Origin of the sequence: Pseudomonas rhizophila (assembly GCF_003033885.1) — a bacterium.
Lineage (GTDB): Bacteria > Pseudomonadota > Gammaproteobacteria > Pseudomonadales > Pseudomonadaceae > Aquipseudomonas > Aquipseudomonas rhizophila.
This window is the reverse complement of record NZ_CP024081.1, coordinates 2584609-2597648: the sequence shown is the minus strand read 5'-3', so window position 1 is coordinate 2597648 and position 13040 is coordinate 2584609. Positions and strand designations below refer to the sequence as shown.

13 protein-coding genes, 1 tRNA gene and 1 pseudogene are annotated in these 13040 nt (G+C 59.0%); 5 read left to right on the top strand and 10 right to left on the bottom strand.

Translation table 11 applies throughout. The features are described from left to right. Nucleotides 1–7: 7 nt before the first annotated feature. Both CRX69_RS28230 and CRX69_RS28225 read right to left on the bottom strand, forming a co-directional pair. Complete coding sequence (locus CRX69_RS28230; RefSeq protein ID WP_372241368.1) at nt 8–787, bottom strand: methyl-accepting chemotaxis protein; 780 nt, start codon at nt 785–787, stop codon at nt 8–10. Nucleotides 788–865: 78 nt separating this feature from the next. Continuing rightward, nucleotides 866–1639: pseudogene (locus tag CRX69_RS28225) on the bottom strand (MCP four helix bundle domain-containing protein); the annotation flags it as partial. A 500-nt stretch (nt 1640–2139) separates the two neighbouring features. Between CRX69_RS28225 and CRX69_RS27870 the strand changes: the two are divergent. Beyond that, nucleotides 2140–2406: a hypothetical protein gene (locus tag CRX69_RS27870; RefSeq protein ID WP_047227960.1), complete on the top strand. Its 267-nt coding sequence runs from the start codon at nt 2140–2142 to the stop codon at nt 2404–2406. Between the two features lie 286 nt (nt 2407–2692). Then, a complete protein-coding gene (locus CRX69_RS12230) occupies nt 2693–3109 on the top strand; it encodes a type II toxin-antitoxin system YafO family toxin (RefSeq protein ID WP_047227961.1) in 417 nt (138 codons plus the stop codon). Nucleotides 3110–3282: 173 nt separating this feature from the next. Here the strand turns inward: CRX69_RS12230 and CRX69_RS12225 are convergent. The 5 genes from CRX69_RS12225 to dapA all read right to left on the bottom strand — a co-directional run bounded on the left by CRX69_RS12225 (nt 3283) and on the right by dapA (nt 6972). After that, nucleotides 3283–3372: transfer RNA gene (locus CRX69_RS12225), tRNA-Ser, on the bottom strand. An 83-nt stretch (nt 3373–3455) separates the two neighbouring features. Beyond that, nucleotides 3456–4169 carry a phosphoribosylaminoimidazolesuccinocarboxamide synthase gene (gene purC, locus CRX69_RS12220; RefSeq protein ID WP_025212375.1) on the bottom strand — a complete coding sequence of 238 codons (714 nt, stop codon included), beginning with the start codon at nt 4167–4169 and terminating at the stop codon, nt 3456–3458. Nucleotides 4170–4197: 28 nt separating this feature from the next. Beyond that, nucleotides 4198–4956, bottom strand: a complete 759-nt coding sequence (locus CRX69_RS12215) for an MBL fold metallo-hydrolase (protein WP_047227962.1) — start codon at nt 4954–4956, stop codon at nt 4198–4200. Nucleotides 4957–4960: 4 nt separating this feature from the next. Continuing rightward, nucleotides 4961–6076, bottom strand: a complete 1116-nt coding sequence (gene bamC / locus CRX69_RS12210; RefSeq protein WP_047227963.1) for an outer membrane protein assembly factor BamC — start codon at nt 6074–6076, stop codon at nt 4961–4963. A gap of 17 nt (nt 6077–6093) precedes the next feature. Further along, nucleotides 6094–6972, bottom strand: coding sequence for a 4-hydroxy-tetrahydrodipicolinate synthase (gene dapA / locus CRX69_RS12205; protein ID WP_047227964.1), 879 nt, complete (start codon nt 6970–6972; stop codon nt 6094–6096). Between the two features lie 316 nt (nt 6973–7288). On the opposite strand from dapA, the gene CRX69_RS12200 reads away from it, so the two are divergent. Beyond that, nucleotides 7289–7849, top strand: a complete 561-nt coding sequence (locus CRX69_RS12200; protein ID WP_047227965.1) for a glycine cleavage system transcriptional repressor — start codon at nt 7289–7291, stop codon at nt 7847–7849. Between the two features lie 10 nt (nt 7850–7859). Then, a complete protein-coding gene (locus CRX69_RS12195; RefSeq protein WP_047227966.1) occupies nt 7860–8333 on the top strand; it encodes a peroxiredoxin in 474 nt (157 codons plus the stop codon). Between the two features lie 129 nt (nt 8334–8462). On the opposite strand, the gene CRX69_RS12185 is transcribed toward CRX69_RS12195, so the two are convergent. Beyond that, complete coding sequence (locus tag CRX69_RS12185) at nt 8463–9533, bottom strand: AI-2E family transporter (protein ID WP_047227967.1); 1071 nt, start codon at nt 9531–9533, stop codon at nt 8463–8465. Between the two features lie 29 nt (nt 9534–9562). Next, nucleotides 9563–9802, bottom strand: a complete 240-nt coding sequence (locus CRX69_RS12180; protein WP_047227968.1) for a sulfurtransferase TusA family protein — start codon at nt 9800–9802, stop codon at nt 9563–9565. A gap of 98 nt (nt 9803–9900) precedes the next feature. Between CRX69_RS12180 and CRX69_RS12175 the strand changes: the two genes are divergently transcribed. After that, entirely contained in the window at nt 9901–11334 is a 1434-nt protein-coding gene (locus CRX69_RS12175) for a M48 family metalloprotease (protein ID WP_076385958.1), read from the top strand. Nucleotides 11335–11397: 63 nt separating this feature from the next. Here CRX69_RS12175 and CRX69_RS12170 read toward each other — a convergent pair whose 3' ends face one another. Further along, the gene (locus tag CRX69_RS12170; protein ID WP_047227970.1) at nt 11398–12825 is read right to left on the bottom strand and encodes a DegQ family serine endoprotease; all 1428 of its coding nucleotides are present in this window, start codon (nt 12823–12825) and stop codon (nt 11398–11400) included. Nucleotides 12826–13040 lie beyond the last annotated feature (215 nt).

Sequence of the window (13040 nt, the reverse complement as noted above, 5' to 3'; positions counted from 1 at the left end):
CCTGGACTCAGGTGCGAAAACGGCCGGTCAACTCCGCCAATGTCCTCGACAGCCCGGAAAGCTGCTGGCTGGCATGCATGCTCTGGGCAGAGTTCTGCGCCGCTTCGTTGGACAGGTCGCGAATGTCGGAGATGTTGCGGGCGATTTCCTCAGTGACACTGCTCTGCTCTTCGCAAGCGTTGGCGATCTGCGCGGCCATATCGTTGATCCGCTGTATGGAACCACCCGTGCCGCTGAGCACCTGATCGACACTCGCTGCTCGCTCGACGCTGTCACGGGCCTTGGTGCTACCGACGTGCATCGCTTGAACGGCCTTGGCGACACCCGACTGCAAGCGCTCGATACGGACCTGGATATCCTTGGTCGAATCCTGGGTCCGCGCCGCCAGCGCCCTGACTTCGTCAGCCACGACGGCAAAACCGCGGCCTTGCTCACCGGCCCGTGCAGCCTCAATGGCGGCGTTCAGTGCAAGCAGGTTGGTCTGTTCAGCGATGCCACGGATCACCTCGAGGACCGCGCCGATACTGGAGGTTTCCTGGGCCAAGGCTTCGATGGTTCCCGACGCGCTTTCCACTTCCTGGGCCAGTTGGCGGATCGATTCGATGGTGCTGCTGACAACGTCGGCGCCATCACGGGACTGACTGGTAGCCTGTTGTGCAGCATCCGAGGCATTCAGCGCGTTGTGGGCGACTTCATGCACGGCGGCGCTCATCTGGGTCGCGGCGGTGCTAACCTGATCGAGTGCCGCATGCTCGCTGCTGATCAGTTGGTCATTGGTCGCGGCCATGCTGGCCATGGCGCGAGCTGCGGCATCGACCTCCCCGGTCACCCGGCCCACCTCGGCAATCAGCGGCTGCAGTTTGTCGAGAAAGCGGTTGAACGCGCTGCCGAGCTGGCCCAACTCGTCAGCCGAACGAACCTCAAGACGCGCCTTCAAATCACCGCCACCCTCCGCAATCTGCTCGACGCGGCTGAGCAAGCGACGCATAGGACGCAGCACGACCATTGGCAAGGCAACAACGACCAGAATGCAGCCAAGCAGACCGATCAACAGAATGGCGCCCTGATACACCCCCACTTTCTCGCCATTTTCTATCGCCGCATCTCCCTCGCGGTGGGACGCCTGGTCTTCCAGCTCGCCAAGCTTGTCGATGGGATCACGCATGGCCTCGAACAGGCGTTCGCTGTCACCAAAACTCAGTTTGCTGGCCGCCTCCCTATCCCCCACGGACAGCTCAATTACTCGTCTCGAAACCTGCTTCCACTTTACAAAAGCGTCATTGAACTGACTGACCAACGCCTGTGCCTCGGCATCGGGCTGCATCGCCGCATATTGCTGCACGCGATCATAAGCCTGCTTCGCATTCTCCTCATGACTGGCGCTCAGCGCTGTCAGATGCTCGTCCGCATGACCATCGAGCAGACTACGCTCGGCAACAAAAGCCTGGTAAAGATCGCGATCGGCATTGAGCAGCAAGCTGATGGCCGGCAAGTAACGCTTGGTCAGCTGTGTGCTGGACGCCGTCACCTGGTCGATGCCTCGCATCCCCGACCACCCCATCAACACCAACAACAGCGCCAGAAAAGCAATCGGCAGGGTAATTTTCCAGCGAAAGCCCAGGTCGGCAAAGAACCGCATCATGGGGGGCACTCCTTCTATGGGGGTTAGCCTTCTTATCGGCAGGCATGCCTTGAGCTATAGACCATTAGTCTGATTGACACAAAGCTTTCGGCCTGGAAGACACTGTGGTTATGCAGGTCGTGGAGGGGGTTGGCCGGGATCGAAAAAAGGTCGGGAGACGCAATTGCTGCGGGGACTTTTCTGACATTTCCCGGCCACATAATTCAGGGAATTTTCTGACTCATCGTCTGATTGATGATTTCTACAGAAGGGCCCTATAGTCCAAGCGTCGTTCGTAGGAGCGGCTTGGGTTTGGCGACCCATGACAAATATGCAGGAACCTCTCGCGGATTGCGGAACGCTACCGTGCGCAATATGCTGCTTTTCGGTAGCTGTGCGTGGGAGATCTTCGGATCTGCCGGTTTTTCTATTTGTCCGGTTCGCCAACCCGCGTACAGCTACCACCTTATTCGTTTGGCGACGATTAAGAAGGTCCTCAATCAAATGGAATTTAAAAAATGAATAGATACATGGCTCTTACCAGTAATGCCGACGATCAACCCCTCTTCGTCGATACCTCCGCGCCTTTGCACATACTGCTTGACACGGCGGGCTATAGAATTCGCGCAGTTACCCAGCTTTTAGAGAACCTCGCAATGCGCGGGGACATTCCCAGCGACTCGGTAATCCTTCAGGACTTTGCACAGCTGTGCTGTATCCCCTTGAGAGATGGCTGTGACGTGCTCGATGTCATAGCCCGACGATTGGATGCAGAGCCGGCCTAGTTCAAAGGGCCCCTGACGGGGCCCATTTCGTCGAAACGAGCATGGTTCGATGACACTGAAACCCTCCGGTTTGCCCGGACTCGATTAATCACATAAGCTGATCAGCATGAATACACACACCTCGGAGGCTCCGATGGCTACCACAAAAAAAGTCGAGAAAGCGCGCAGAAAAGTCACTCACGAAGAGCTGACATTTCTTGACGTTCGACAAGCTGCACGTGATGGTCAGAAAGTGTTCGATAATTTTGTAATCACTGGCAAGCTTCCTATTACAAAGTAGGCGTGGATGCCAGCCGTTAAAATTTCCGCACTTTTTGAACAAACACAGAACTGGAAAAATATTGCCGCACACTTTTATAACTACAAGGTGTGCGGCGAGCTTCCGGCTATCTTTGGCAGAGATGAACAGCTCGATCTGAGCGATATGTGTCACATCCATTTGGCGAGCACTGCAGAAACACAAGCTCGTTGGACTCAAATCGGCCGCCAGTACTACCGCACAGCCCTAACAGAAGACCCTGACAACGACTTCTGGCTTATCTATGCCTATGATGATTTCAAAGATGCGTACCTAATGCTGACGATCATTGGACCAGATGCTCACAATCGGAAGGAATGGGGATCGTTTTTACGTACGGTTCATAGCGACATTGTGGAACCTTGGATCGTAGGAAAAATCATTTTTCCCGACCTAGATGAGTGACGCCGCATAGCTCTAATCAAAAATGGCTCACCATGAGTATTTGACCAGCCCTCGGACCTTTAGCATCGGACGACATCATAGCGAGCCTTTTGGCCCTAAAAATGCCCTACCCCCAGAAACGAAAAAGCCCCTGAAATGTTCAACCATTTCAGGGGCTTAGTCGTATTCAATAATGGCGGAGAGATAGGGATTTGAACCCTAGGTACTGTCGCCAGTACAACGGATTTCGAATCCGTCCCGTTCGGCCACTCCGGCATCTCTCCAGTGGCGCGCATCATACCAGCACATTCGCCGGAAGCGAACCCCCGGGCGAAATTTTTTCCGTGCTATCAGATGCTTGCGTCGATTACAGCGGTACGCCCAGACGCTGGGCAACTTCTTCGTAGGCTTCGATGACATCACCCAGACCCTGGCGGAAGCGGTCCTTGTCCATCTTTTTCTTGGTGTCCTTGTCCCAGAGGCGGCAGCCGTCCGGGCTGAATTCGTCACCCAGGACGATGGAGCCATCGCTGAATACGCCGAATTCAAGCTTGAAGTCCACCAGCAGCAGGCCGGCGTCGTCGAACAGCTTGGTCAGCACCTCGTTGACCTTGAGGGACAACTCCTTCATGCGCGCCAGTTGCTCGGCGGTGCCCCAACCGAACGCCACAACGTGGGATTCGTTGATGAACGGGTCGCCCTTGGCGTCGTCCTTCAGGAACAGCTCGAAGGTGTATGGGTTGAGCTTCATGCCCTCTTCCACACCCAGACGCTTGACCAGACTGCCGGCGGCGTAGTTACGCACGACGCATTCGACCGGGATCATGTCCAGCTTCTTGACCAGGCATTCGTTGTCGCCCAGCAACTTGTCGAACTGAGTCGGCACACCAGCAGCTTCGAGCTTCTGCATGATGAAGGCGTTGAACTTGTTGTTCACCATGCCCTTGCGGTCCAGCTGTTCGATGCGCTTGCCGTCGAACGCCGAGGTGTCGTTGCGAAACAGCAGGATCAAGCGGTCTGCGTCGTCGGTCTTGTAAACCGATTTGGCTTTGCCGCGGTAGAGTTCTTCACGTTTTTCCATGATGGGCTCCGCTTGCTAAGTAGATGGGCTAGGCGATATGTCGCCAGTCGAGCCCTGAATCTTGATCGGCCAGTTGCAGCCAGTCCGGGTCGCACCCTAGGGTGTCGACGAAACATTGCCGGGCCAGCTGCGGCAGGTTGTTCTTGCTGCTCAGATGGGCCAGGACCAGGTGTTGCAGGCCTTGCCAGCCCAACTCGGCCACCAGGAACGCCGCCTGGTGGTTGTTCAAATGTCCGTGTTCCCCGCCTACCCGCTGCTTGAGAAAGTACGGGTAGTACCCGCGCGCCAGCATGTCACGGCAATGGTTGGACTCGATCATCAATGCATCGAGATCCCGGTAGCTGTCCATCACCCTGTCGCAATACGAACCCAGGTCGGTCAGCAACCCAAAGCGCCGCTCACCGTCGCTGAACACATACTGCGTTGGCTCCCGGGCGTCGTGCGCCACGCTGACCACACTGACTTCTAGAGCACCAATGCGCAGTTGCTCGCCACCGGCGACGAAGCCAGCAGGTTCGATGGGCTTACGCAGCCCCTCCAGTGTTCCACGGCTCAGGTACACCGGCAGATTGTAGCGCCGAGACAGCAAACCCACGCCATGCACGTGGTCGGCATGTTCGTGGGTTACGAGTATCGCGCTCAATTGCGCCGGGTGCACCCCCAGGCGCAACAGGCGTTTCTCGGTTTCTCGCAAAGAGAAACCACAATCGACCAGCACATACGTGCCGGCGCTGGCTATCAGCGTGCCGTTCCCTTGGCTACCGCTGCCGAGAACGGCAAAACGCATCGGATCAGCCCAGGTTGTCCTGAATCACGCTCAATACCTTGCGGGCCACATCGGCCGGCGCCACGGTGTTGATGTTTTTCTCGACGGTCACCTGAACGTTGTCACCCACCTTGCTCAGGCGAACCTGATAACGCTCGGCACGGGCTTCAATTTCTTCCTTGTCCGGCGCGCTGCCGAACAGACCGCTGAAGAAGCCAGGCTTCTCATCTTTCTTCTCGGCCTTTTCGGCGAGGTTGATGTAGTACAGGCCCAGGCTGCGGTTGATGTCTTCAACCCGCCACTCACCTTGTTCCAACGCACGACCTACGCTCGACCAGGCGCGATCCAGGTCGGAGCCGACGTTGAGCACCGGGTTGCCGCTGCCGTCTTCGCTCAGGCTGACGCGGCTCGGGACGTCGAAGTCCCGGGATGCAAGCATCGAAACCGAACCGCCCTGTTCTGCGGTACGGCTCATGCTGGCGAGCATGTCGTCCACCAGCGCAGCGTCCAGGCCGGTGTTGACCGAACGGTTGGTGAAGGCCACATCAGCGGTGCTACCGGCAGGGCGTTCAGCGCTGACCACGTAGATTTCACTGGTGTTGCGCTGCACGCCCGGCTCGATGCGAACCCGCACGCGGCTTTCGCTGTCGGCACCGACACCGGCGGCGCTCAGGCGCTTGGCCATGGCGGCGGACAGCTCATCGGCACGTTGCCAGGTCGTGGTGAATTCGCCCGTTTGCGGGCGCTGCTCGTCCAGGCGGAAACCGTTGTCCTGGAAGAACTGGATCGCCACGGGCCAGACTTCGGCCGGTGGATGCTGGGCCATGACCCAGCTTGAATCGCCACTCTTCTGCAGGGTGTAGTCGCTGGCATCGGCCATGGCCGAGAGCGGCTGTGGACGGGGGACGATGTATTCACCCTTGACGCTGTCGTCGGCCACATTACGCGGGATCGGCAACAGCGGATCCAGACGTTTGGCGACATTGACATCGGGAGGCAGTTGCATCGGTGCAGTCTGTTGCGCTTCCAGGTAATCGCTACCACGGTCGCGGAAGTAACCTTCCGGGCCCCAGACCCATCCGCAGCCACTGGTGCTGGAGATAATCAAGGCAAGTGCGGAAAGTCCGGCCATTCGCTTCATGCGTTGTACTTCCTCAATTAAACCAGGACGCCCGACTGGCGCATGGCCTGCCGAAGCGGTTCGTGACAGGCTTCGCTCAGCCAGGTGAGCGGCAGGCGGATGCCTTGATGCATCAGGCCCATTTCAACCAAAGCCCACTTCACCGGAATCGGGTTGGCTTCGATGAACAGATCCTTGTGCAACGGCATCAGTTTTTCGTTGATTGCCCGCGCGGTCTCGGCGTCGCCCTTGAGCGCAGCCTCGCACAGGTCGGCCATTTCGCGCGGAGCGACGTTGGCGGTGACGGAGATATTGCCCTTGCCACCCAGCAGGATCAGCTCGACCGCGGTCGGATCATCGCCGGACAGCACGATGAAGTCATCACTCACGCCAGCGAGGATGGCCTTGGCGCGGTCCAGGTCGCCGGTGGCTTCCTTGATACCGATGATGTTCGGCACGGTGGAGAGGCGAATCACGGTCTCGGCCTGCATGTCGCAGGAGGTGCGGCCGGGAACGTTGTAGAGGATCTGCGGGATGTCGACCGCTTCGGCAATGTGCTTGAAGTGCTGGTACAAGCCTTCCTGGGTTGGCTTGTTGTAGTACGGCACGACCAGCAGGCACGCGTCGGCACCGGCTTCCTTGGCGTTGCGGGTCAGCTCGACGGCTTCGCGGGTCGAATTGGCGCCGGTACCGGCGATCACCGGAATCTTCCCGGCTACCTGCTTGACCACGGCACGGATGACTTCGATGTGCTCGTTGACATCGAGGGTTGCCGATTCGCCAGTGGTACCGACGGCGACAATGGCATGGGTGCCGTTTTCAAGGTGGAAGTCCACGAGTTTGCTGAGGCTGGCCCAGTCAAGACGCCCTTGTGCATCCATGGGTGTGACCAGTGCCACCATACTGCCCGCAATCATGAAACCGCTCCTGCCGGAAAAAGAGAGCGGTAATGGTACTGGCGCCAAGATGCTTGTACAAGCGAACTACCATTCCCCTTGGCGATGGTTTTCGCTACCCTTCAGGCTTTGATCGGTACCGATAAGCTCATACGCCGGTTCCCAGCCTCCGTTATTCGTCGCCACAAGCCCCATTCCTGCGTTTGTCCTGCCGCATTCCCGCCGTCCCGGAATGCAGCGCAACCCCAGGCACAGGGCTTGAGTCGTTCGTTTATCCCGGTCTGTCGCCGTGCCGAGCTGCAAAAGTGCCGACCGCTCATCGCTTTAGGAATGCTGCATGTCCACCCCCACAGTCCGCGAACAATTCCTTGTTATCAGTGCCCTTGGCGCCAACCCCATGGAGCTGACTAACGTCCTGTGCCGCGCCAGCCATGAAAATCGCTGCGCCGTCGTAACTTCACGCCTGACCCGTCATGGCGAATGCAGTGCGCTCGTGCTTGAGATTTCCGGCAGCTGGGACGCCCTGGCCCGCCTGGAAGCGAGCCTGCCGGTGCTGGCCAAGAAACACGCCTTCACCGTCAACGTGGTGCGCAGCGCCGCCCTGGAGAACCGCCCCCAGGCCCTGCCCTACGTGGCGTATGTGAGTTCGGCCTATCGCCCGGACATCATCAACGAGCTGTGCCAGTTCTTCATGGACCACCATGTCGAGCTGGAAAACCTGACCTGCGACACCTACCAGGCCCCGCAGACAGGCGGCACCATGCTCAATGCCACGTTCACCGTGACACTGCCGGCCGGCACCCAGATCAGTTGGCTGCGCGATCAGTTCCTGGATTTCGCCGACGCGATGAACCTCGATGCCCTGATCGAACCGTGGCGCCCCCAAAACCCAATGTAAGGAAGCGTTCATGGCCGTTGCCATCGACCAACCGGTTACCGATTTCCAGGCGCCCGCCACCAGCGGGCACACCGTCAGCCTCGCGGCCCTTAAAGGCAAGCAGGTGGTGATTTACTTCTATCCCAAGGACAGCACCCCGGGGTGTACCACCGAAGGCCAGGGTTTTCGTGACCAGTACGCCCAGTTCCAGGCTGCCAACACCGAAGTGTTCGGCGTATCGCGCGATAGCCTCAAGTCCCACGAGAACTTCAAGTGCAAGCAGGAGTTTCCGTTCGAGCTGATCAGCGACAAGGACGAAGCCGTCTGCCAGCTGTTCGACGTGATCAAGCTGAAAAAGCTCTACGGCAAGGAATACCTGGGCGTTGATCGCAGCACGTTCCTGATCGACAAAGATGGCGTGCTACGCCAGGAATGGCGCGGCGTGAAGGTGCCGGGGCATGTGGATGCGGTGTTGGCGGCGGCGCAGGCTCTGAACAAGGCCTGAAGTTTTTTGTTGCCTGTTCTGGCGCTATCGCGAGCAGGCTCGCTCCCACAGGGGATTTATGGTGTTCATCAATCCTGTGGGAGCGAGCTTGCTCGCGATGGGGCCATCAGCATCACCTGATTAATCAAGCTACAGCAACGGCGCCACCACCGGCTCACGGCTCGGCCACGCATCCAGCACAGCCTTGAACAGTGTTGCCAGGGGAATGGCAAAGAACACGCCCCAAAACCCCCACAGCCCGCCAAACAGCAATACCGCGCAGATGATCACCACCGGATGCAGGTTCACCGCCTCGGAGAACAGCAGCGGCACCAGCACGTTGCCATCAAGCGCCTGGATGATCCCGTAGACGGCCATCAGATAGATGAACTGATCGCTCCACCCCCATTGGAACAGCGCGATCAACGCCACGGGCACGGTCACCACCACGGTCCCGACATACGGCACCACCACCGAAATGCCCACCAGCAGCGCCAGCAATGCCGCGTAATTGAGCCCCAGGGCCACGAAGCCGATGTAGGTCACGCCGCCGCAGATGAAAATCTCGATGACTTTTCCGCGAATGTAGTTGGCGATCTGGCGATTCATTTCCTGGGCCACCCGGGTGATCAGCGCCCGCTCGCGAGGCAGATAGCCACGGACCCAGCGCCCGATCATTTCCCGATCCTTGAGAAAGAAAAACACCAGGATCGGCACCAGCACCAGGTAGATCATGATGTTCACCAGAAGCGGCAGGCTGGACAAAGAAAACGTCAGCGCCCACTGGCCGAACTTGCCGATCTGGCCGCGCACCACCTCTATGGCCTGCAGTACCTGTTCATCGGACACCAGATGCGGATAGCGCTCCGGCAACAGCAACAACAGCGACTGCCATTTGACGAGCATCCCGGGCAATTCGTTGAACAAGGTCACCAACTGATGCCAGAGCAGCGGCATGATCACGACGACGAACACCACCAACACCCCCATGAACAGGGCGAACACCAGCCCTACCGCCATGGCGCCAGGCAGCCGCATCCGTTCCAGTGTCGTGACCAGCCCCTGCATCAGGTACGCCAGCACCATCCCTGCCAGCACCGGCGCGAGCATGCCGCCCAGCGTGAGGACTGCCGTGAAGGCCAGGAACAGCAACACTGCCAGCACCACCGCCTCTTCGTCGGAGAAGTAGCGCTGGATCCAGTCGCGTAACACTTTGAACATTAAAAATCCTTAAGGGCCGCTGTTGATTTTCAAGCTTTCTTCAGCCAGTAACGGTAGACGCCGTTGTCGTCTTCTTCACGCAGCAGCGTATGACCGGCCAGTCGGGCAAAGGTGCGGAAATCGCGCTGGGAGCCCGCATCCGTTGCGGTCACCTTGAGCACGGCGCCGCTGGCCAGGCGATTGAGTTCCAGCTTGGCCTTGAGCAGTGGTAACGGACAATTCAGGCCGCTGGCGTCCAGTTCGGCATCGGGGGCTACAGCATCGGTCATCGGTTCACTCCGCAACAGGTCGTTGAGCGACTTAGAATATCTGGTCCCGGGCCTGGTGTCCGGCTACAGTAGGGTCTTTGTCGACTAAGGCTTCGTGCATGACATTTCTGCGCCCCACCCTGCTGACGCTCGCTTGCCTGCTTGCCTCACCGGGCTTCGCCGACGACCTGCCGTCACTTGGCGACGCCAGTTCTGCCATCGTCTCGCCGCAACAGGAGCACCAGTTGGGTCGCGCCTGGCTGGCCTTGCTGCGCAGTCAGGTCTCACAGCTCAACGATCCACAGCTCAAGGACTACGTCGAGTCCAGCGTTTACAAACTGGTGGAGACCAGCCAGGTCAACGACCGACGCCTGGAGTTCATCCTGATCAACAGCCCGCAGCTCAACGCTTTCGCCGCACCCGGCGGAATCGTCGGGGTCAACGGTGGACTGTTCCTCAATGCGCAGACCGAAGGTGAATACGCCTCGGTCATGGCCCACGAACTGGCGCACTTGTCACAACGCCACTTTGCCCGGGGCGTCGAAGCTCAACAACGCATGCAGGTGCCGATGATGGCAGCGCTGCTGGCCGGCATTGTGATCGCCGCCGCCGGTGGGGGTGACGCCGGGATCGCGGCCATTGCCGGCACCCAGGCAGCAGCCATCCAGGAACAACGACGTTTCTCTCGCCAGAACGAACAGGAAGCCGACCGCATCGGCATCCAGAACCTGGAAAAGGCCGGCTATGATCCGCGGTCCATGCCGACCATGTTCGAACGGCTGATGCGCCAGTACCGTTTCGACGCCAGGCCCCCTGAATTCCTGCTGACTCACCCAGTGACCGAGTCCCGAATCGCCGACACCCGCAACCGTGCCGAACAGGCAAGGCCAGGTGGCATCGAAGACAGCATGCGTTATCAATTGATTCGCGCACGGGTCAAGTTGATCTACGAAGAAACTCCGGGGCTGGGCGCCAAGCGCTTCCGGGCGCAGCTGGATGAAAATCCGAAGAACGATGTGGCCCGCTATGGCTTGGCGATCGCGCAGATCAAGGGCGGCCAGTTGAATGAGGCCCGGGAAAACCTCAAGCAGCTCCTGGCCAAATCGCCCAACGAGATCATCTATAACCTGGCCCAGGTCGATCTGGATATCACCAGCAACAAGCTGCCAGACGCTCAGGCTCGCGTCGACCGGATGCTGACCCAGTACCCGGGCAACTATCCGCTGAATCAGGTGCGCGTCGACTTGCTGCTCAAGCAGAACCGCCCCGCCGACGCCGAGAAGGCTCTGGAGAACCTGCTCAAGACTCGTCCGGACGATCCGGATGTCTGGTACATGGTGGCAGAGACCCGCGGACTGTCGGGCAACATCATCGGCCTGCACCAGGCCCGCGCCGAATACTTCGCCCTGGTGGGCGACTACCGGCAGGCCATCCAGCAACTGGACTTCGCCAAACGGCGCGCCGGCAGCAATTTCCCGCTGTCGTCACGCATCGACGCCAGGCAGCGCGAGCTCATGGAGCAGGAGCGCATGGTCAAGGACATGATGGGCTGAGTCTTTTCGGACACAAAAAAACCGCCTCTTTCGAGGCGGTTTTTTTTGGGGACAGCTAAGCGATCACTCGGCCAGCTTGAAGGTAATGAAACTCGCACGGCCCTGACGCAGAACCCGCATCGAGACTGAACGATTCTTCGGCAACGCCTTGGCGATGTCGGTGAACTCCTTGGCCGAACCGATTGCCTGGTTGTTCAGGTGAGTGATGATGTCGCCTGGTTGCAGGCCGATCATGGCCGCAGGACCCTCCTGCACCTCCTTGATCACTACACCACCTTGCAGCTCCAGGGTCCGTTTTTGCTCTGGCGTAAGCTCCGCCACAGCCACGCCCAGACGATTGCTGCTACGTTCCACGCCTGACTTGGCCAGCGAGTCCAGCTCCTTGCCTTCCTCAGGGATGGCGCCGACGGTCAATTCGACGTTTGTGCGCTTGCCTTCGCGAATCACTTCCAGATTAGCCTTGGAACCGGCCTTGAGGGCGCCCACCAGATGTGGCAAGTCAGCGGACATGACGATCGGCTGGCCATTCATGCTCAGGATCACGTCGCCCACTTGCAGGCCACCCTTGGCAGCCGGACCACCCTCCTGGATCTGCGCCACCAGCGCACCGGCAGGTTTCTCCAGGCCGAACGACTCGGCCAGGTCCTTGTTCACTTCCTGAATGACCACGCCCAACCAGCCGCGGCTGACCTTGCCTTCGGTTTTCAGCTGATTGGACACGTCCATGGCAACGTCGATCGGAATCGCGAAGGACACGCCCATGAAGCCGCCCGAACGGGTATATATCTGGGAGTTGATCCCCACGACTTCACCGTCGAGGTTGAACAGCGGCCCACCGGAGTTGCCTGGGTTGATCGGCACGTCGGTCTGGATGAACGGCACGTAGTTTTCGTTTGGCAGGCTACGACCGATGGCGCTGACGATGCCCTGGGTTACGGTATGGTCGAAGCCAAACGGCGAACCGATGGCCACGACCCACTGGCCGGCTTTCAGGTTCTGGGATTTGCCCAGCTTGAGCACGGGCAGATCTTTCCCTTCGATCTTCAGCAACGCCACGTCAGAACGCGGGTCAGTGCCGATCAGCTTGGCCTTGAGCTCACTGCGGTCTGCCAGGCGCACCAGGATCTCGTCGGCATCGGCAATCACGTGGTTATTGGTCAGGATGTAACCGTCGGGCGAAATAATGAAACCCGAGCCCAGGGACTGCGCTTCACGCTGACGGCCACCGCCGGGCGAACGCGGTTGCGGCATCCCGCGCTCGAAGAACTCGCGCAACATCGGCGGCAAACCTTCCAGGTCCGGCATCTGCTGATCCATCACCCTGCGTTCCGGCAGTTTCTGGGTGGTACTGATGTTCACCACCGCAGGCGAGGCTTGCTCGACCAGCTCAGTGAAGTCAGGCAATTCGACCGCCATAGCGGGAACGGCCTGACCGAGCACAAGCACAGTGGCAAAGATGGAAAGATAGGTTTTCAAGCGTGGTATCGACATACGGCTCCCGTTACGACGAGCGTGGTTAAGCGATATGGAGCAAGAAATACCAGGGGAAGATACGCCGGTATTTTTGTTCCGCAAACAGGCAAGGCCAGAGCCGAGCGGCTCTGACCTATAGAAAAAAAATTGAAGTTTTGCAAATGAAAATGCTGACAGAAAGTTTCGGCATTTCGATCAAGTCCCGGCGCTGTAAGCCTCTTGCCCAATCGAAC

What these genes read in the sequence shown, in the direction of transcription:
- CRX69_RS28230 (WP_372241368.1), bottom strand. Translation starts at nt 787, where the DNA reads ATGGCCGCGACCAATGACCAACTGATCAGCAGCGAGCATGCGGCACTC.
- CRX69_RS27870 (WP_047227960.1), top strand. Translation starts at nt 2,140, where the DNA reads ATGAATAGATACATGGCTCTTACCAGTAATGCCGACGATCAACCCCTC.
- CRX69_RS12230 (WP_047227961.1), top strand. Translation starts at nt 2,693, where the DNA reads ATGCCAGCCGTTAAAATTTCCGCACTTTTTGAACAAACACAGAACTGG.
- purC (WP_025212375.1), bottom strand. Translation starts at nt 4,169, where the DNA reads ATGGAAAAACGTGAAGAACTCTACCGCGGCAAAGCCAAATCGGTTTAC.
- CRX69_RS12215 (WP_047227962.1), bottom strand. Translation starts at nt 4,956, where the DNA reads ATGCGTTTTGCCGTTCTCGGCAGCGGTAGCCAAGGGAACGGCACGCTG.
- bamC (WP_047227963.1), bottom strand. Translation starts at nt 6,076, where the DNA reads ATGAAGCGAATGGCCGGACTTTCCGCACTTGCCTTGATTATCTCCAGC.
- dapA (WP_047227964.1), bottom strand. Translation starts at nt 6,972, where the DNA reads ATGATTGCGGGCAGTATGGTGGCACTGGTCACACCCATGGATGCACAA.
- CRX69_RS12200 (WP_047227965.1), top strand. Translation starts at nt 7,289, where the DNA reads ATGTCCACCCCCACAGTCCGCGAACAATTCCTTGTTATCAGTGCCCTT.
- CRX69_RS12195 (WP_047227966.1), top strand. Translation starts at nt 7,860, where the DNA reads ATGGCCGTTGCCATCGACCAACCGGTTACCGATTTCCAGGCGCCCGCC.
- CRX69_RS12185 (WP_047227967.1), bottom strand. Translation starts at nt 9,533, where the DNA reads ATGTTCAAAGTGTTACGCGACTGGATCCAGCGCTACTTCTCCGACGAA.
- CRX69_RS12180 (WP_047227968.1), bottom strand. Translation starts at nt 9,802, where the DNA reads ATGACCGATGCTGTAGCCCCCGATGCCGAACTGGACGCCAGCGGCCTG.
- CRX69_RS12175 (WP_076385958.1), top strand. Translation starts at nt 9,901, where the DNA reads ATGACATTTCTGCGCCCCACCCTGCTGACGCTCGCTTGCCTGCTTGCC.
- CRX69_RS12170 (WP_047227970.1), bottom strand. Translation starts at nt 12,825, where the DNA reads ATGTCGATACCACGCTTGAAAACCTATCTTTCCATCTTTGCCACTGTG.